The sequence below is a fragment of the Solibacillus sp. FSL H8-0538 genome (assembly GCF_038003525.1).
In the GTDB taxonomy this organism is placed as follows: Bacteria; Bacillota; Bacilli; order Bacillales_A; family Planococcaceae; genus JBBOPI01.
In genome coordinates, this window is sequence record NZ_JBBOPI010000001.1 from 898,753 (window position 1) to 916,749 (window position 17,997).

15 protein-coding genes and 2 pseudogenes are annotated in these 17,997 nt (G+C 36.7%); 12 read left to right on the plus strand and 5 right to left on the minus strand.

Annotated features, from left to right (window positions below; all coding sequences use genetic code 11):
• The first annotated feature begins 227 nt into the window (after positions 1 to 227).
• Positions 228 to 716, plus strand: coding sequence for a hypothetical protein (locus tag MHH87_RS04065; RefSeq protein ID WP_340748051.1), 489 nt, complete (start codon positions 228 to 230; stop codon positions 714 to 716).
• Between the two features lie 358 nt (positions 717 to 1,074).
• On the opposite strand, the gene MHH87_RS04070 is transcribed toward MHH87_RS04065, so the two are convergent.
• Both MHH87_RS04070 and MHH87_RS04075 read right to left on the minus strand, forming a co-directional pair.
• Positions 1,075 to 2,484, minus strand: a complete 1,410-nt coding sequence (locus MHH87_RS04070; protein WP_445683115.1) for a phage lytic cycle repressor MrpR family protein — start codon at positions 2,482 to 2,484, stop codon at positions 1,075 to 1,077.
• Between the two features lie 206 nt (positions 2,485 to 2,690).
• A pseudogene (locus MHH87_RS04075) lies at positions 2,691 to 2,850 on the minus strand (cytidine deaminase); the annotation flags it as partial.
• Positions 2,851 to 3,106: 256 nt separating this feature from the next.
• Between MHH87_RS04075 and MHH87_RS04080 the strand changes: the two are divergent.
• The 3 genes and pseudogenes from MHH87_RS04080 to MHH87_RS04090 form a co-directional block, all read left to right on the plus strand.
• A pseudogene (locus tag MHH87_RS04080) lies at positions 3,107 to 3,568 on the plus strand (ABC transporter substrate-binding protein); the annotation flags it as partial.
• A 1-nt stretch (position 3,569) separates the two neighbouring features.
• On the plus strand, positions 3,570 to 4,352 hold the full coding sequence (locus MHH87_RS04085; protein WP_340750875.1) for an ABC transporter ATP-binding protein: 783 nt from the start codon (positions 3,570 to 3,572) through the stop codon (positions 4,350 to 4,352).
• Entirely contained in the window at positions 4,336 to 5,124 is a 789-nt protein-coding gene (locus MHH87_RS04090) for an ABC transporter permease (RefSeq protein WP_340748053.1), read from the plus strand. Before MHH87_RS04085 ends, MHH87_RS04090 begins: the two co-directional genes overlap by 17 nt.
• A 377-nt stretch (positions 5,125 to 5,501) precedes the next feature.
• Here MHH87_RS04090 and MHH87_RS04095 read toward each other — a convergent pair whose 3' ends face one another.
• Both MHH87_RS04095 and MHH87_RS04100 read right to left on the minus strand, forming a co-directional pair.
• A complete protein-coding gene (locus MHH87_RS04095) occupies positions 5,502 to 5,705 on the minus strand; it encodes a YlaI family protein (protein WP_340748054.1) in 204 nt (67 codons plus the stop codon).
• Positions 5,706 to 5,716: 11 nt separating this feature from the next.
• Positions 5,717 to 6,214, minus strand: coding sequence for a peptidyl-prolyl cis-trans isomerase (locus MHH87_RS04100; protein ID WP_340748055.1), 498 nt, complete (start codon positions 6,212 to 6,214; stop codon positions 5,717 to 5,719).
• A 319-nt stretch (positions 6,215 to 6,533) separates the two neighbouring features.
• On the opposite strand from MHH87_RS04100, the gene MHH87_RS04105 reads away from it, so the two are divergent.
• Genes MHH87_RS04105 through pyc form a run of 3 tightly spaced genes read left to right on the plus strand, consistent with a single transcriptional unit; the run spans position 6,534 to position 11,506 of the window.
• A complete protein-coding gene (locus MHH87_RS04105; RefSeq protein WP_340748056.1) occupies positions 6,534 to 6,815 on the plus strand; it encodes a YlaN family protein in 282 nt (93 codons plus the stop codon).
• 58 nt (positions 6,816 to 6,873) lie between these two features.
• Positions 6,874 to 8,088, plus strand: coding sequence for an FtsW/RodA/SpoVE family cell cycle protein (locus tag MHH87_RS04110; protein ID WP_340748057.1), 1,215 nt, complete (start codon positions 6,874 to 6,876; stop codon positions 8,086 to 8,088).
• Positions 8,072 to 11,506, plus strand: coding sequence for a pyruvate carboxylase (pyc, locus tag MHH87_RS04115; protein WP_340748058.1), 3,435 nt, complete (start codon positions 8,072 to 8,074; stop codon positions 11,504 to 11,506). Before MHH87_RS04110 ends, pyc begins: the two co-directional genes overlap by 17 nt.
• A gap of 118 nt (positions 11,507 to 11,624) precedes the next feature.
• Here the strand turns inward: pyc and MHH87_RS04120 are convergent, their stop codons facing one another.
• Positions 11,625 to 12,536, minus strand: coding sequence for a COX15/CtaA family protein (locus MHH87_RS04120; protein WP_340748059.1), 912 nt, complete (start codon positions 12,534 to 12,536; stop codon positions 11,625 to 11,627).
• A gap of 335 nt (positions 12,537 to 12,871) precedes the next feature.
• Here MHH87_RS04120 and cyoE point away from each other — a divergent pair, with 335 nt between their 5' ends.
• From cyoE to MHH87_RS04145, 5 genes are all read left to right on the plus strand, one after another.
• Entirely contained in the window at positions 12,872 to 13,789 is a 918-nt protein-coding gene (gene cyoE / locus MHH87_RS04125) for a heme o synthase (protein ID WP_340748060.1), read from the plus strand.
• A 104-nt stretch (positions 13,790 to 13,893) separates the two neighbouring features.
• Positions 13,894 to 14,967, plus strand: a complete 1,074-nt coding sequence (coxB, locus tag MHH87_RS04130) for a cytochrome c oxidase subunit II (protein WP_340748061.1) — start codon at positions 13,894 to 13,896, stop codon at positions 14,965 to 14,967.
• Between the two features lie 39 nt (positions 14,968 to 15,006).
• Positions 15,007 to 16,911: a cbb3-type cytochrome c oxidase subunit I gene (locus tag MHH87_RS04135; protein WP_340748062.1), complete on the plus strand. Its 1,905-nt coding sequence runs from the start codon at positions 15,007 to 15,009 to the stop codon at positions 16,909 to 16,911.
• On the plus strand, positions 16,911 to 17,537 hold the full coding sequence (locus MHH87_RS04140; protein WP_340748063.1) for a cytochrome (ubi)quinol oxidase subunit III: 627 nt from the start codon (positions 16,911 to 16,913) through the stop codon (positions 17,535 to 17,537). The genes MHH87_RS04135 and MHH87_RS04140 overlap by 1 nt, the downstream gene beginning before the upstream one ends.
• Position 17,538: 1 nt before the next feature.
• Positions 17,539 to 17,880, plus strand: a complete 342-nt coding sequence (locus MHH87_RS04145) for a cytochrome C oxidase subunit IV family protein (protein WP_340748064.1) — start codon at positions 17,539 to 17,541, stop codon at positions 17,878 to 17,880.
• Positions 17,881 to 17,997 lie beyond the last annotated feature (117 nt).

The window sequence follows — 17,997 nt, forward strand, 5'->3', positions numbered from 1 at the left end:
TGCAACAATCTTATTAACTGCAGATCTTTAATTTCTCGTTTGGAGTACAGTATCATACGGATTAATTTCTTCTTTAATATAATCGACAAGGCCACTTCTGAAGTTCTAGTTTCCCTATACGTATTAGAAATGGTAAAATAATGGTAGTAAATAGTTGCTTATTAAAATAACCCAGTAGTTTAATTGTAGAATTTTTAGGATTTTATTTAAGGAAAGGAGGCACTCGTTTGTTTTTGTATCATGTGATTATTAGAAATGATGATCTCGGTGTATATATAAGCCCCGAAATCGTTTTAAAGGAAGGATTAAATCGTAAGACGGCTACAAAATGGTATGGCAATAGTGGTAATTTATTTCCAGAACTAACTATCCGTTTCAGACCCGCAAATTTACCGAAATGGGTTGATTTTAAAGTTGCTTTCGGTGCAGGTTTGGAAGAGTATGATATTCCTCACTATCGATTTCCATTGTTTAGTGATAAAATTTTAGTTTTTAACAGAGATATATCAAGTGATTTATTTGCTTATATTGAAGATATTTATGATGGTGGCAATGGGCGTATTGTTGAAGGATTACCTTCAAAGGAAGATTTAATGAAAAATTATTGGGCAAGTATGAACACTCTTGAAGAATTTTTAAAAAATAAGCCTTATAATAACCCAGAACTTTATGTTTTTGAACAAGTTCCTGCAAAGTTAATTGACTATATAGAGTAAATTCTTGTTCAGTTTCATCCACCTTTAATAGAGGTGGTTTTTTTATACCCCTAAAGTGTTATAACTTTTGAGATTACAAAGTTCCACCTACGTTTTGGGAACAAAAAATGTTGTTCAATTATATGGCCCTATAATTAAATAAAGCACTTTTCTTAAAATAATTCATGGGGGAGGAATGTTAAATCATATGGAATACGAATTTGAAATGGATTTCTACAGGGATTGGACTTCTCATCTTAGAAATATCTTAAAGCAATCTGGATATATTCTTATCCGTAACAGTTTGATATAAACAATAGATAATGTTTATACTTATTGGACGAAATAAAAAAGCGACTTAGAAGCCGCTCAATTTTAGTTAAAAGTTTTCTTTAAAATTTTCCCTATGATCCTTTAGTGCATCAAGCGAAGGGTGATAATCCTTATTTATTGGTAATCTGATTTTCTGTTTATCAAAAGACCGGTAATAATCCGATTCAACTTTATATGAAATTAGAAGTTCATAATTATCACTGATTATTATTAGTCCCGCATCAAATAATTTATGAAAATCGACTCTTAATAATATGCCATTCTGCGGATGATGGCTTTTCTCGTTAATGTATCCTTGGATATGCGCTGATTCCAAAACCTCTTTAATTGACTCATTAGTAATTGCACATTTTTCTAGGTAATTAAAGCATATTCGATCCCTAAACTCGCCTTGTCTAACTCTTTTTACTGCTTGATTCACATTCTCTTTATCTTTTAAACTTGAATCTAGCAATTTAAACGGTTTAAATTCAAAATTCAAGTTATATAAATCGCTCATTAATTGTTCATTAGTAAATCTTTTAAGTCTAGTAGGAAAGCTTTTCGTTCCGTTAGATTGTGTTTGTTGTTTTAGATTAAATCTAAATATAATCTCAGTTAATGCTTTTTTTTCATTAAAAAGACCGTCTTTCAAGTAAATACTTTTAGCCAAAGCAACTTTACCAGAATCTACAATATAGTTTGGTTTTTTTTCTGGAAAGCCAAATATATCTGCTAAAGATTCGATTCTTCTACTAATTAAGAATCTTCCACTGTTTGGATTTATATCTTCTTTGTGCCTTCCTTTTTTTATCTTTTTAATAACATATTCACTTTCTATGAGAGGAAAAACAGTGGTTTTTGCTTCTGAAGTTCCGTTTTTTAAGAAGTATTGTTTTTGATCATTCGCCTTTAAGATTAATTCAATACATTTCTCACTAACCACTAAATGTCTTATTTCACCATTATCATTTAGTTTCAGCATATTTTTATCTATATTTACATCTTCCATTTTCAAATTTAGAAGTTCTGAAAACCTATCACCGCCAACTCCTTCAAATAATAATTGCAGGATAATTGAATCTTGAGGATTTATACATTTTTCAATAATTTCTTCAAATTCACTATCCAACAAGTAAGGTTTATGCGGAGGAACTAAACTTTTGATCCATTGCGAACTCATGGATTTTCCCAATAGGTTAAATTTTGCAAATTCCATTTCGACGCAATAGTTAATATAACTTTTAAGTAAAGATAAACGCGTTCTAATGCTTTCTTCTGTTGATAGATTATATGATTTTAATAACTGTTCCATTTCTTTAAGATTAAAATCATAAATATCCTTATTAAAGAGTAATTCCACTCTATTACCTTGTTGTAGTATATATATATGGTGTTTTGCAGTCTTTATATTTGAATATACATTTTCTGCAAATTCAATTTTTAATTGATTATTAATGACATTCTCCCCCTCTATGAAGCACTCTAATCCCTTTTATTTCCTATTTTATATTACTTTTTTTGATTCTTTCCTATTTTTTATTCTATGTAAAAAAAAACCGACTTATTAAAGTCGTTTCTCTAAGCTTATTAACCAATTCTCCAATATCCTTCATCTATTTTTAAGCCCGTTTCCTCAAAAAGTCTTTCCCTGTATAATTGTTTAAAGATTACCAATATTCCTATACATAATTCTGTTCCTGCGTTGATTACTTCTGGCGCAATACTCATTAGTATTTTACCATCTTCAGTAAACATTGCAGCTGCACCACCCCATCCAGTAGGATATCTTTTTTTCAATTAACTCTATAGCTGCTTCATACAATCTTTGTTCGATTTCCAATTTTACACCTCCTTTGTAACTAATTAATGATTACAATTTGAAAATTTTCGTTCAATAATCTGGCCCGATTGTGGAGCAAGATAAACAACATTCTTCAACTAACCTGGCGCTTTAGATTAATAAAAAACAAAACCATAAATAAAAGAACTAATACCACATATGTAAGCGTTTATGAATTACTACAATAAAATTATAACGATAAAAGTAAATTACTTCTGTTAGCTATTGTAAATAGTAGTGTTTTTTGTATCCGTAAGCCTTTGCATCTGGAACGGGCGATTATGTTCAATTATTTGAACCGACTGCAAGTGTTTTTGAAAAAGAGGGAGTTGGTCATATTGTTGCCTCATTTGGTACAGAATCAGGCCATTTACCATACACAACATTTATGACAAAAGCGAGTTATATCGAGAATGATGCCGAAACGTACGAGAAATTTACGAGAGCTATAAAAAAAGCGCAAGATTGGGTATATGAAAATAGTGCGGAGGATATTGCTAAGGTAATTCAGCCGTATTTTGAGAATACGGATGTAGCGTTAATTGCTACAGTTGTTGAACGCTATCGCTCACAAGGATCGTATGCACGTGATCCGATTTTAGACGAGGAAGAATGGAATAACTTACAAGATGTGATGGATGAAGCAGGGGAATTACCAAAAAGAATGGATTATAACGAGCTAGTAAATACGTCGTTTGCCGAGAAAGTATCGAAGTAATATGGGCTTTTTAACCGTCAGCAACGTACATCATACGTATTTTTCCACTGAAGCGGCAACTGAAGCGGTAAGAGATATTCATTTAGCAATAGACAAAGGAGAATTTGTCTCTTTCTTAGGGGCTAGTGGTTGTGGCAAAACAACACTATTATCGATTATCGCTGGGTTAATTACTCCTACTATGGGGACGGTATTAATAGAAGGCCAGCCAGTTTTAGGGGATGACCATTTGTCCATTGGCTATATGCTGCAGCAAGACTATCTCTTTCCCTGGAAAACAGTCGAGGAGAACGTTATGCTCGGCTTAACTATTTTGAAAAAAGAGAAAACAAGTTCACTTGAAGTAGCTAGCAAATTACTTCAAGATGTGGGGTTGCCAAATGTACAAGAAAGGTATCCGCGTGAACTTTCAGGAGGCATGAGGCAAAGGGTTGCGCTTGCAAGAACGCTTGCTGTAGATCCTAAAATATTATTACTTGATGAGCCATTTTCAGCTCTTGATTATAAATCCAAATTAAATTTAGAGGATTTAGTTTCGAAAATGCTAAAGCAATATGGAAAGACCGCAATTCTTGTCACACATGATATTGGTGAGGCAATTGCGATGAGTGATCGAATTTTCTTGTTCTCATCAAAACCAGGGGAATTGTACAAAACATTTCGAGTACCTGAGAATTTAAGGGAACTAACGCCATTTGAAACACGTGCTCAAGCAAGCTACTCCACACTTTTCCAAAAAATCTGGGGGGAGATGGAAGCCCTTGAACATGAATCTTCTTTATAACGAATATAAAAAGGCGCTTATTAAAGAAAAACGCTTGATTCGAATTTTTCAATTGTTGATTTTAATCGTTTTTTTTGGAATATGGGAGATTGCTTCTCGCTTGCATTGGATTGACCAACTTATTTTTAGCTCCCCAACGAAAATCTGGGGTTTATTTCTAGAAAAAATGGTGGATGGCACGTTAATACCTCATATTAATGTTACATTATTTGAAACCGTGCTCGGATTTATTATCGGGACTTTTTTAGGAACAGTTTTAGCTACAATTTTATGGTGGTCTCCAATGCTTTCGAAAGTGTTAGATCCATATCTTGTTATACTAAACGCAATGCCAAAAGTGGCGCTTGGCCCAATTTTAATTGTCGTCATGGGACCTGGTATGACATCCATTATTACAATGGGTGCTATTATTTCAGTAATCATTTCAACAATCGTCATTTATACAGCATTTAAAGGTGTAGATCCAAACTATTTGAAAGTGCTACAAACCTTTAATGCGACAAGGTTTCAAATGTTTAAGGAAGCTATACTACCGGCTTCATTTCCAACAATTATTTCGACACTAAAAGTAAATGTAGGGCTTGCTTGGGTGGGTGTTATTGTTGGTGAGTTTCTGGTTTCATCGAAAGGACTCGGTTATTTAATTATTTATGGCTTCCAGGTGTTTAATTTTAATCTGGTGCTATTATCTTTAATGATCATTGCGATATTTGCTTCGATTATGTACCAGGTAGTGGAATTGCTTGAAAAAACGCTAATAAAAAATGGCTAAAACCAATATATGTGCAAAAAATGGGCTGTACCAAAAGTGGATTTCTCACTTTTGGTGCAGCCTTTGCTATTAGACAAAATTTTGTAGCATTCGGTAATGCCACTTTTTAGTGGAGAAGCAAGTATAACTTTCCGATCCACATAAGTAAGGACATCAACTCGCCTGATTTTAGGGTGAGTTGTGTCTTTCTAAGGATTTTTTATAAAGGGGAGTATATTTTCTTAATGAACACTCATATAGACGAAATTAACATACAACTTATTTTCAAATAAGTTGTATATCAAATCCGATGATTTTTACAATTCGCGAAAATATATTACGTGGGTAATTTTCCTCGCCCTGATTTTAGCCATACAATTTTTTTATCATTTAATCATTTAAAATTCCTCATCAAGCTTTGAAGAAGTGCGGAAAAATCTGAATTTTCCAGTAGCTAGTCGTGTATCCGTATTTTCGCTAATACGCGTCTGACATGGAGTGCACATATACGTATGAATCGGACGATTGCGCAATTTTTTTGCTAATGGTAAATCGTCTTCCAAATTATTTATCACATCACAAATGACACATTTAACACGCATCGATTTTCCTCCTATTGAATGCGAATTGCTGCCACACTTTTAATTGGATTTTCAACATTTGAACCATCTGCGAATAGAATGTGCACGGGACCATCCTCTACAAGGGGCTTGCCATCTTGGCTATATTTAAAAATAATTGTAGACGCTTCTTCAATTGAAAATACATGTTCCGTGCCATCTTGACACTCAAACACAACCTCTGTAGCTGTAGGTAAGATTTGTGCATTGTTTAAGAATGGTTTAATCTCGATGCCGAATGTACCGGTCAACAGCCCTTTGCGATCGAATTTACGCTCTGTTTTTAAAGTTGGAGGGAAAGTAGCGCCTTCCATTATTTCACGTGACCAATGTGCACCCATTTCTCGTAAATATTTTTCGTCTTCTACCACTTCTTTTGTTGAAGTGAAATATGTAGTAAGATCGAGTTTACGATCGTCGAAAATCCAAACTGTTGGATCTAAAGTTAATTGATATGTGACAGCACCTTTAATTGGAATAATTGTTTCCATTGTAACGCAGTCCTCCTCATTTAATTCTCGTCTTTCATTATAACGTCACTTGAAACAATTAATAAAGTGAAACTTTGCTCGATGTTGTTTGACCTAGTAGAAGTTGGATCAATAGGACTTTTAGGGACAGTTGATTTTACTTTAAGTACCATCTATTCACCGAAAGTTCTTAGGGGGAAATTCTACTGTCCCATAATGCGGGGAAAGAATTATAATTGAATTAGGATAATTCATACAAAGACACTTGCAATTTTACTTGCAAAAAGATAAACTTTATTAAGATAGAATCGAAGAAATATCAAATAATGGGGGCGTCCTCATGGATACGAAATCACAAGCTTCCTTTCAGGAAAAAGCTTTAGAGTTATTGTCAGTTGATGCAGACAAAATTGCTCGACTAATTAGAGTTCAAATGGATAATTTGACTATGCCGTCATGTCCATTATATGAAGAAGTGTTGGATACACAAATGTTTGGCTTATCACGTGAAATAGATTTTGCTGTTAAGTTAGGATTAATTGAACGTGAGCAAGGGAAGGGAATTCTTGATTCATTAGAGAAAGAACTATCTTTATTGCATGAAGCGTATACAGACAAATAAAAGAAAACTCAAACGCCGTGCGCGATTTGGGTTTTTTTTCTAGAATGAGGTTTAGTAAATGAAAAAATATTTCGCGCTATATTTCCGGAACTTCGACTATCCTTTGTTTTTTACATATATATTTTTATGTATTTTCGGATTAGTAATGATTTATAGTTCCAGTATGATGGTAGCAATCGTGTATGAAGAAGAAAGTCCAGATTACTTTTACAAAAAACAGTTATTAAATTTACTATTTGTAGCAGCACCATTGTTTGTCATCGCGGCAATTATGCCGTACCGAAGATTAAGTAATAAGTATTTACTTGGTTTCTTAATGATCGTTATGATTGTGCTAGAAATATGGTTGACAATTGATGGAATTGGTAAAGAACAAACCGGTTCCAAAAGTTGGATTAATCTTTTTGGTTTAACAACGTTTCAGCCATCCGAATATGCGAAGTTATTTGTCATTGTGTATTTCGCAGGGTCCTTTTATAAAAAAAGTCTGAAAAAAGATTCGATTCAGTCATTAACGGCCGAAGATATTAAATTTCCAATTTTTATATGGTTGTTAATTTTAGGTTGTGTATCGCTGGAAACCGATATTGGTGCAGTAGGTATTATCTTCGTCATTGCGATGTCTGTTGTATTTGCAAGTGGCATGGAGGGGAGTGCGCTACGCCGATTAGTGACAACTATAGGAGGCTTTGGGGCTTTAGTTGTCGGCGTGTTATTGCTTATAAAGCGTGATTCCATTTTCAATGAGAGTCGTTTAGGGCGTTTTACATCGTATCGAAATCCGTTTGAATATTCTGATGGATCGGGTCACCAAGTTATTAATGGCTATTATGCGATTGGTTCAGGTGGCTTAGAAGGAAAGGGCTTAGGTCAATCTGTTCAAAAACTTGGGTATTTACCAGAGCCCCAAACGGATTTTATTATGGCTATTATTGCAGAAGAGCTAGGTTTACTTGGTGTGTCCATCGTTATATTTGGTCTAGGGTTTATTGTGCTACGCGGTTTTTGGATCGCAATGGTTACAAAAGACCCGTTAGCGCGTATGCTTGCTACGGGCATTTCTACTTGGATAGGGTTACAAACATTTATTAACCTCGGTGGTTTGTCGGGAATTATCCCGTTAACTGGAGTAACGCTACCTTTTATTAGTTATGGCGGTACTTCTATAGTATTACTTTCTCTAGCAATTGGGATACTTATTAACGTTTCCACTAACTACAAATTAGAAAAAAAAAGTTATAGGGAGTTGAGAAGAAATGAAGTCAATCAATAAAATTTTAGTTGCAAACCGTGGGGAAATTGCCATCCGTATTTTCCGTGCGTGTAATGAGTTACATATTAAGACAGTTGCTATTTATTCGCGGGAAGATAGTGGTGCATACCATCGCTATAAAGCAGATGAAGCTTATCTAGTCGGAGTGGGTAAAAAACCAATCGATGCGTATTTAGATATTGAAGGAATCATTTCTATTGCAAAAGACGCTCAAGTTGATGCAATCCATCCAGGTTACGGATTTTTATCTGAAAATGTTGACTTTGCACGTCGATGTGAGGAAGAAGGCATTCAATTTATTGGACCAACATCTGCGCACTTAGACATGTTTGGGGATAAAGTAAAAGCGCGTGAACAAGCAATTCGTGCGGATATTCCAGTTATTCCTGGTACAGACGGCCCTGTAGCCAATATTGAAGAAGTTGAAGAATTTGGTGAAAAAAATGGCTATCCAATTATGATTAAAGCCGCATTAGGCGGTGGTGGTCGTGGTATGCGTATGGTGCAAAAACCTGAAGAGTTAGCCTCAGCATATGAACGCGCGAAATCAGAAGCAAAAGCTGCTTTCGGTTCAGATGAAGTGTATGTTGAAAAATGTATAGTGAAGCCAAAGCATATTGAAGTTCAAATTTTAGGGGATACAGAAGGAAATATTATACACCTTTATGAGCGTGACTGTTCAATTCAGCGCCGCCATCAAAAAGTAGTAGAAATTGCTCCTTCAAATTCCATTTCAAATGATTTACGTAATCGTATTTGTGACGCAGCTGTGAAGCTTATGAGTAATGTGAATTATATAAATGCAGGGACAGTAGAGTTTTTAGTGACTGACGATGAATTTTATTTCATCGAAGTAAATCCTCGTATTCAAGTAGAGCACACTATTACTGAAATGATTACAGGGATTGACATTGTACATGCGCAAATTAAAGTCGCGCAAGGGCTTGGACTACATTCAAAAGAAGTTGGTATCCCAGCACAGGGAAATATTCCGTTATTTGGTTTTGCGATTCAATCGCGGGTAACGACAGAAGATCCGAAAAATGACTTTATGCCAGATGCAGGTAAATTAATGGTATACCGTTCAAGCGGTGGGTTTGGCGTACGATTAGATGCAGGTAATGGTTTCCAGGGTGCGGTTGTAACTCCTTACTATGATTCATTACTTGTAAAAATCTCAACTTGGGGTATGACGTTTGCTGAAGCAGCAGCGAAAATGGACCGTAACTTACGTGAGTTCCGTATTCGTGGCGTAAAAACAAATATTCCATTCCTGGGCAATGTCGTTGTCCATGAAAAGTTTTTAAATGGTCAGTTCGATACGAGCTTTATCGATACGACGCCTGAATTATTTGAATTCTCAGAAAGAAAAGACCGTGGTACAAAACTATTAAACTATATCGGGAACGTAACAATTAACGGTTTCCCAGGTGTTGAAAAGAAAGCAAAACCAATTTTCGTACAACCAGACAAGCCAAAAATTCATTTATTAACACCACCAACACCAGGTACGAAGCAAATTTTAGATGAGCGCGGTGCAGATGGTTTAGTCGAATGGATTAAAGCGCAGGAAGATGTACTGCTAACGGATACAACATTCCGTGATGCGCATCAATCACTGCTTGCAACACGTGTGCGCTCACAAGATATGTTCCAAATTGCAGACGAAACAGCGCGTCTAATGCATAATTACTTCTCGCTAGAAATGTGGGGCGGTGCAACATTTGACGTAGCATACCGTTTCTTAAAAGAAAACCCATGGGCACGTTTAGAAAAATTACGTGAACAAGTACCGAACGTGCTATTCCAAATGTTATTGCGTGGAGCAAATGCAGTAGGTTACACAAACTATCCAGATAATTTAATCCGTGAATTCATCAAAGAATCAGCTTCGTCAGGAATCGATGTATTCCGCATTTTCGACAGCTTAAACTGGATTAAAGGGATGGAAGTAGCTATTGATGAAGTTCGCAATTCAGGAAAAGTTGCAGAAGCGGCAATTTGCTATACGGGTGATATTTTAGACGATTCTCGTGCGAAATACACAGTACAGTACTACAAAGACATGGCGCGTGAGCTAGAAGCGGCAGGAGCGCATATTTTAGCAATTAAAGATATGGCAGGGCTTCTTAAACCGGAAGCAGCGTATCGTTTAATTTCAGAATTGAAGGATGCAACAAGCTTACCGATTCACTTACACACACATGATACTAGTGGTAATGGTATTTATTTATATGCAAGAGCAATCGAAGCAGGCGTAGACATTATTGATACAGCGTTAGGTTCAATGGCAGGCTTAACTTCACAACCAAGCGCAAACTCGCTTTACTATGCTATAAAAGGCTCAAAACGTGAAGTACGTGCGGATATCGAATCACTTGAAAGCTTATCTTACTACTGGGAAGATGTACGCAAATACTACACAGACTTTGAATCAGGCATGATTAGCCCGCATTCAGAAGTGTACGTACACGAAATGCCAGGTGGTCAATATAGTAACCTACAACAGCAAGCAAAAGCAGTAGGACTAGGCGATCGCTGGGATGAAGTGAAGACAATGTACTCTACTGTCAATTTAATGTTTGGTGATGTTGTGAAAGTTACACCTTCTTCAAAAGTAGTTGGTGATATGGCCTTATTTATGGTGCAAAATGATTTAACAGAAGACAATGTAATTGAGCGTGGTCAAACAATCGACTTCCCCGATTCAGTTATTGAGTTTTTCCAGGGTTATTTAGGACAACCTCATGGCGGATTCCCAAAAGAACTACAAGAAGTAATTTTAAAAGACCGCGAAGCGATTACAGTGCGTCCAGGTGAGTTACTAGCTCTAATTGATTTCGAGGCGTTAGAGCAAGAGTTAGAGGCTAAAATCGGCCGTAAACCGACAAACCAAGATGTATTAGCGTACGCATTATATCCAAAAGTATTCGAACAATATTCGCAAGCGGCGGAATCGTTCGGGGATATTTCAGTTTTAGATACGCCAACATTCCTATATGGTTTAAAACTTGGAGAAGAAATCGAAGTTGAAATCGAAAAAGGGAAAACATTAATTATTAAATTGGTGTCTATTGGTGAATCACAACATGACGGTACACGAGTTATTTACTTTGAGTTAAATGGTCAATCTCGTGAACTTGTTATTCAAGATTTAACAGTGGAAGTGGATGGCAGTATCGCACAAAAGGCAGATCCAGCCAATCCAAACCAAATTGGTGCAACAATGCCAGGTACGGTACTAAAAGTCGTTGTGAACAAAGGAAGCTCTGTAAAGCGTGGGGATCATTTGTTAATTACGGAAGCAATGAAAATGGAAACAACGGTACAAGCACCGAAAGATGGTATTGTCAAAGAAGTATACGCTGTAGCAGGTGACGCAATTTCAACTGGTGACCTATTAATTGAATTAGAATAATAATAGAATCCGGAGGGCAAAAAGCTCTCCGGGTTTTTCATTTGATAAGAAAGTACATTATCTCAAACGAAAAAAAGTGAAGTCTCGTTTAATCAAGAACGAGATTTCACCTTTTTATTTACTTACTTCGTGATACAAGCAAAATCATGTAGCAGAGTAAACCGAATAATAATGAAATTAGCAATGAGTGCATAAGCGCAACAAACAATTGCAATTTTAGTAATACGACTAACATACCTGCTACTACTTGTAGACAAACGATGACGAAAGCGGTAATCCAACCCCAATAGATCACGCGTTGGTTTGAATAATTTTTCACTACATGCCATGTAATATAAGCAATCCAAATGAAAATTAACAATACTGCGAAACGATGCCCCATTTGTACCCATTCGTACATATTGTACGGAATGGCAAAAGGTTCATCATTACGACAAAAAGGCCAATCTGGACATACTAAACTAGCTTCAGTATGACGAACTAGTGCCCCTGTATAAACAACGATGTAAGAATAAAGCGTAACACCGATTGTATGCCATTTTAATTTATCGCCTATATAGATTCTATCTGCATCAAACTTTGTATCAACCTCAAAAACTATCAATGTAAGCAGTAACACCGCTGCAAAAGAAATGAGAGAAATACCAAAATGTAATGCTAAAATAAAGTCGCCTTGTCCCCATAATACTTGTGCAGCACCAATTAATGCTTGCGCTATTAGGAAAAACATGGCTAAAAAGCCTAAAAACTTAACTTCACGAATATGTCCTAGTGAGCGCCATGTCCAAACTGTTAAAATCAGAATGAAAATAGAGACAGCACCTGTCACAACGCGGTGTGAAAATTCAATCAATACTTCAGTTGTAATTACTTTAGGAATAAGAGATCCGTTACAATCTGGCCAATTTCGACCACAGCCTAATCCACTATCTGTTTTCGTAACGAGTGCTCCGCCTAAGAGGATAAGCAACATACCGATTGTTGCCGCAACAGCAAACCATTTTAAATATTTACTATGTTTTTGTTGCATGAATTGAGCCACCTACTTTGTCTATCAACATCGCTCATAAAAAGCGTCTCTAGTTTTAAATGATAGCGAATAAATGCCAAAAAGACAACTTCATTCCGGATATCCATAATAGATGTCTCTCCTTTTTCACAAATTGTTCATAAATTCGTTCGTTAACCTTCACAATTCTAATTGGAAAATGCATTAATATATATATGTTGTTTTCTATTTCTTGCTAGTTACATGCTTTTTTACCAAACTTCATCGAAATTTCACGAAACGTCTAGAAATCATAGACGAATTTCGATATAGTTGTGATAGCGGAATATGCTTACAAAAATGAAAGGAGAGGTAATATGTCAAACGGTCGTGCAATATCGACTGCCAGAAAAACTGAACCGGAAACGACATCTTTCTTAAAAGATTTTCTCGCACTCATAAAGATTGGAATCGTTAATTCTAATTTAGTGACAACTTTTACCGGGATGTGGTTAGCTTTTCAGTTCACTAATGGTCACTTTCTAGAACGTTTCGATGTGGTATTATGTACAATGCTTGGAGCAGCTTTTATTATTGGTGGCTCTGGTGCTTTGAATAATTACATAGATCAAGATATCGATCCAGTTATGAAAAGAACGAAAGCAAGGCCAACAGTAACTGGCAGATTCAGGACTGTACATGTGTTGACAATTTCTCTCACGTTATTAATTGTAGGTGAAATTTTGTTATTTACGGCATCACTCGCTGCCGGCATGTGGGGACTAGCAGGGATTTTAGCTTATGTAGTTTTGTACTCAATGTGGTCTAAAAGAAAACACGTTAGCAATACAGTGGTGGGAAGTATTTCAGGTGCAATTCCTCCGGTAATTGGTTGGGCGGCAGTTGAGCCTAATCTCGGATTTGGCGCACTTGCGTTATTTCTTATTATGTTTGCATGGCAGCCACCGCATTTTTATGCACTTGCTATGAAACGGACAGAGGAGTACCGCGCAGCAAATATTCCGATGCTCCCTGTTGTGAAGGGCTTTAAACGTACGAAAGTGTCAATGCTCTGTTGGGTACTTTCCTTACTACCTCTACCATTTCTATTATTAGAATTAGGTACAGGGTTTATTGTTTTAGCAACAGTACTTAACGTAGGGTGGCTAGTATTAGCAATTAGCGGCTTTAATACGAAAGATGATATGAAGTGGGCAAGCAAAATGTTCATATATTCCTTGAATCATATGACTATTCTTTTTGTATCCATGATTATTTTTTCCGTATTCAGCTAAACTAAATGCAGGAATTCTTTCTTTGATAAGAATTCACATAGATCACAACCGTAGTCCTGGTTACACATGAAAATACAACAAAGAAAGAGGGGTTTAATTAAGCTATGATGAAAGGGCTTAAAAAATGGCGTTTATTCTCGCTGTTAACAGTAATGACAGTTTTCCTTTCTGCATGTGGAGAAGATTATCTTTCTACACTAAGACCAGCAGGCGCAGTAGGGAAAGAGCAACTGAACATTCTTCTGTTCACAACTGCAATCATGACACTTGTAGTTATCGTCGTATCAGTTATCTATTTAATTGCTTTCTTTAAGTTCCGCCGTTCAAGAGTTGGCGAGAACGCAATGCCAAAGCAAGTGGAAGGTAGTCACACACTTGAAATAATTTGGACAGTAATTCCAATTATTTTATTACTTATCTTAGCTGTTCCAACTTTAAACTCTACTTATAAATTTGCAGATGTTGCTGCAATGGACGAAGTAGACGAAGATGGAAACAAAACTGCATTGACTGTAAACGTAACTGCAAAATTATATTGGTGGGAGTTTGAGTACCCAGAACAAGGAATTGTTACAGCACAAGAGCTTGTAGTTCCAACTGGAGAAAAAGTTTACTTCAATTTAAAAGCAGCTGACGTTAAGCACTCATTCTGGATTCCAGCTGTTGGTGGTAAAATGGATACTAACGTTGAAAACGTAAACAAATTCTATTTAGAATTCGGTAAGGAATCGAAAGACTTAAACGAAGGCGAAGGCGTATTCTATGGTAAATGTGCTGAGCTTTGTGGTCCTTCGCATGCTTTAATGGATTTCAAAGTTAAAACTTTAGACCGTACTGCATTTGATGCATGGGTAGCTTCAATGCAAGCGACTGAAGGTCAAGTAGCTTCTAAAGAGTCTTCGGACCTAGGTGAAGCAACATTCGCTAACAGTTGCTTAGGCTGTCACGCAGTGTCTGGTGTTGGTGTTGGTGGTGCAATGGCGCCAAACTTAGCTACTTTCGGTGATCGTAACCGTGTTGCTGGTTTCTTAGATCATACAGAAGCAGAAGTAGTAAACTGGTTACAAAACTCAGACGAGTTAAAACCAGGAAACTTAATGCCCTTATACGATTCTATGTCTCAAGAAGAATTGGATGCAATTGCCAAATACTTAATGACACTATCAGTAGAAAAATAATCTAACAATTAGATACAAACTTTGAAGGAGGTTAAAGTTGTGAGCTCTGTCGCAAAGAAAAAGGGCTTTGGAGCACATGTATGGGACTATTTAACAACTGTCGATCATAAGAAAATCGCTATTATGTATTTAGTCGCTGGTACATTGTTCTTCGCTATCGCAGGTTTCGAAGCGTTATTAATGCGTGTTCAGTTAATGATCCCAAATAACGATTTCATCTCTGCAGGCCTATTTAACGAATTATTAACAATGCATGGTACGACGATGCTATTCTTAGCAGCCACGCCATTGCTATTTGCATTTATGAATGCTATTGTCCCACTCCAAATTGGTGCCCGTGACGTAGCGTTTCCATTCTTAAACTCACTAGGATTCTGGTTATTCTTCCTAGGAGCTATTTTCCTTCACCTATCATTCTTTATGGGTGGAGCACCGGATGCAGGTTGGACTTCTTATGCATCATTATCTTTATACTCTCCAGGTCATGGTATTGACTTCTATGTACTTGGTTTACAAATTTCTGGTGCGGGTACGCTAATTTCAGGTATCAACTTCCTTGTAACAATTATTACAATGCGTGCACCTGGTATGACATTTATGCGTATGCCATTATTCACTTGGACTTCTATGGTATCAAGTGCATTAATCTTATTCGCATTCCCTCCACTTACAGTTGGTTTATTCCTAATGCTAGTGGACCGTATGTTCGGGGCAAACTTCTTCGATCATACAATGGGTGGTAACACAATTATTTGGGAACACTTATTCTGGATCTTTGGTCACCCTGAAGTATATATCTTAGTACTACCAGCGTTTGGTTTATTCTCTGAAATTATTCCTGTTTTTGCTCGTAAACGCTTATTCGGATATTCTTCAATGGTATTTGCTACAATCTTAATTGGGTTCCTTGGCTTCATGGTATGGGCCCACCATATGTTTACAACGGGTCTTGGCGCGACTGCTAACGCAATCTTCGCTGTAGCAACAATGGCTATCGCAGTACCAACAGGTATGAAGGTATTTAACTGGATTATGACTATTTGGGGCGGTTCAATTAAAGTTACAGTACCAATGCTTTATGCGCTTGGTTTCATCCCGTCATTCGTTGCGGGTGGTGTTACAGGGGTAATGCAAGCAACTGCACCTCTTGACTACCAATTACACGATTCTTACTTTATCGTAGCTCACTTCCACTATGTAATCGTAGGTGGTATCGTAACTGCGTTATTCGGTTCAGCACACTTCTACTGGCCGATTATGTTCAACCGTACTTTAGGTGAAAAACTAGGCGTACTTACTTTCTGGGTATTCTTCATTGGTTTCCACTTAACGTTCTTCTTACAACATTTCTTAGGTTTAATGGGTATGCCACGTCGTGTATTCACATACATGGGCGGCCAAGGCTGGGATTTATTCAACATGATCTCAACTGTTGGTGCAATGATGATGGGTCTAGGCGTAGTTTTACTTGTAATTAATGTATTATTATCGATTAAATCAGAACCAGTTAATCGTCGCGATTACTGGGGAGATGGTCGTTCTCTTGAATGGGCATTGGAAACTCCACTACCATTCTATAATTTTAAACAAACTCCACTTGTTCGTGGATATGACCCGTATTGGATTGAAAAATCTGAAGGTAACAAAGAGGGTATGGTTTATGCTGAGCCAGTAGGCGAAATTCATATGCCAAACAACTCAATTTTACCGTTAGTAATTTCTATCGGTACATTTGTTGCTGCATTCGGTGCACTGTATCACCCGGATGGCGTATCTTGGTCAATTCCGGTAATCGTAATTGGTCTTGGTATGACTGTTGTGGCTATGATTATTCGTTCTCTTAAAGATGACCACGGTTTCCACGTGCATGTTGAAGAAATCGAAGCAATCGAAAAAGATTTAGCTGCTTACCGTGCAACAGGTAAAAAAGGAGGTAACAAGTAATGGATTTCAATACTAAATACACTCCTCAAACTTGGCCGAAGCACCCGGAACAAGCTACACAGGAAGGGAAAAATAAAGTCGTTGGATTTTGGATTTTCCTTGCTTGTGAGGTCGTTCTATTCGCAAGTCTATTTGCAACTTACCTAGCACTTAAAAATAAAGGTCCAGCTGGTATGGAATTCTCAACACAAAGCTTATTCGAGCTTCCACTAGCATTCATGATGACAATGTTACTATTAACGTCATCTTTAACGTCAGTTTATGCAATGTACCATATGAAGAACTATAACTTTAAAGGTATGCAAACTTGGTTAGCAATTACAGTTATTTTAGGTTTAGGGTTCTTAGGCTTAGAAATTTATGAGTTTAACCACTATGTACACATCGGGTTTGGTTATACTCAATCTGCGTTCTCTTCTGCGTTCTTTACGCTAGTAGGTACACACGGTCTTCACGTAATTATCGGTTTAGTGTGGTTTATCTTATTAATCACACGTAATGCGAAACGTGGACTTAACCTTTACAACGCACCGAAGTACTTTATCGCTTCACTATACTGGCACTTTATTGACGTTGTTTGGGTATTCATCTTCACAGTAGTTTACTTGATGGGAGTGTTGGGATAATATGTCACAAGAAGCTCACGTAGAAACTCGTACACAAGCACAATACGAATATGACCGTCATCATAATAAGGTTCATATGCGTAAACAAGTAGTAAACTTTGCGATTATGATTTTATTAACATTCATTGCGTTTACTACGGTGGTAGCTGGCTTCTCAGCTACATTTATCTTGCCACTAATTTTATTATTAGCAGGCATTCAAGTAGTTTTACAACTGTATGCTTTCATGCATATGGAAGATCGAGAAATGCACATGATCGGGGTTATTGAATTCTTCATGTGGAGCGGTATATTCATCGCGTTAACATTCTTTGTTGCGTTCACTACTATTATTTGGTGGTAATACTTAAAAAAACGTCTCTGGCTGAGCCAGAGACGGTTTTTTTATAATTCAACAGCAAAAATATGTTTCTTGAGCACAATTGTCATACTTCGTTCATTGAAGTTACTATGTAAGAAC

Excerpts from the sequence above, each read along its gene's own strand:
- MHH87_RS04085 (WP_340750875.1), top strand. The coding sequence starts at position 3,570 with ATGGGCTTTTTAACCGTCAGCAACGTACATCATACGTATTTTTCCACT.
- MHH87_RS04090 (WP_340748053.1), top strand. The coding sequence starts at position 4,336 with ATGAATCTTCTTTATAACGAATATAAAAAGGCGCTTATTAAAGAAAAA.
- MHH87_RS04095 (WP_340748054.1), bottom strand. The coding sequence starts at position 5,705 with ATGCGTGTTAAATGTGTCATTTGTGATGTGATAAATAATTTGGAAGAC.
- MHH87_RS04100 (WP_340748055.1), bottom strand. The coding sequence starts at position 6,214 with ATGGAAACAATTATTCCAATTAAAGGTGCTGTCACATATCAATTAACT.
- MHH87_RS04105 (WP_340748056.1), top strand. The coding sequence starts at position 6,534 with ATGGATACGAAATCACAAGCTTCCTTTCAGGAAAAAGCTTTAGAGTTA.
- MHH87_RS04110 (WP_340748057.1), top strand. The coding sequence starts at position 6,874 with ATGAAAAAATATTTCGCGCTATATTTCCGGAACTTCGACTATCCTTTG.
- pyc (WP_340748058.1), top strand. The coding sequence starts at position 8,072 with ATGAAGTCAATCAATAAAATTTTAGTTGCAAACCGTGGGGAAATTGCC.
- MHH87_RS04120 (WP_340748059.1), bottom strand. The coding sequence starts at position 12,536 with ATGCAACAAAAACATAGTAAATATTTAAAATGGTTTGCTGTTGCGGCA.
- cyoE (WP_340748060.1), top strand. The coding sequence starts at position 12,872 with ATGTCAAACGGTCGTGCAATATCGACTGCCAGAAAAACTGAACCGGAA.
- coxB (WP_340748061.1), top strand. The coding sequence starts at position 13,894 with ATGATGAAAGGGCTTAAAAAATGGCGTTTATTCTCGCTGTTAACAGTA.
- MHH87_RS04140 (WP_340748063.1), top strand. The coding sequence starts at position 16,911 with ATGGATTTCAATACTAAATACACTCCTCAAACTTGGCCGAAGCACCCG.
- MHH87_RS04145 (WP_340748064.1), top strand. The coding sequence starts at position 17,539 with ATGTCACAAGAAGCTCACGTAGAAACTCGTACACAAGCACAATACGAA.